At 30.1% G+C, this 588-nt stretch carries 2 protein-coding genes; both read right to left on the reverse strand.

The window, feature by feature from the left end; translation table 11 throughout:
* A partial coding sequence (locus E3E36_RS12925) for a hypothetical protein (protein WP_206203621.1) occupies positions 1-227 on the reverse strand: 227 nt, incomplete at its 3' end.
* Between the two features lie 47 nt (positions 228-274).
* Positions 275-588: hypothetical protein (locus E3E36_RS12930; RefSeq protein WP_206203622.1), on the reverse strand; the 314-nt coding region annotated here is incomplete at its 5' end.

The following is a 588-nucleotide window of genomic DNA, read 5'->3' on the forward strand; positions in this document are numbered from 1 at the left end:
TCTTCAGCATTAATAACAGATGAATCTTTCAGCACCTTATTTTCATAAATTTTTTTAGTAATTAAGTAAGGTGTTTTCTTAACATCCTCAATATCATTACTCAGATAATCATTTACAGGAAAAAAAGCTGTTGTATCTGAATTGGTTTGCAGTAAAGAATTGTTGTTATGATTGTTGCAACTTGTAATGCTTAGAATTAGAACTGTAAAAAATACTAACTGCTTCATGCTGCAAAATTATTTATTGGCATGTAAAAAGTGTGTAGTAAAATTTATCAGAAAGATTTGCTGATGCCTAACTTAATACCATAATCTAAACGATGTTCTTTAATAGAGTACACATCGTTATAAGTTGGCAAATGTTGATAGCGTATTTGCGGACCGAAAAACAGTTTTACATGATTTAATTGATAACTGAATAATAACTCGCTACTGGTGTTATAATTCCATTTTCTGAAGAAAGATTCACCATCGGCATAGTATTTATAATCGTTCGATATGACATATAAACTTTTATTCAGTGTAAATGTCGGTTGAATACTTGCTCCTATGCTTGCCCCGAATTTTTTAATGGTTAAGAAGTTCCATT

The sequence above is a fragment of the Thermococcus sp. M36 genome, from assembly GCF_012027355.1.
Lineage (GTDB): Archaea > Methanobacteriota_B > Thermococci > Thermococcales > Thermococcaceae > Thermococcus.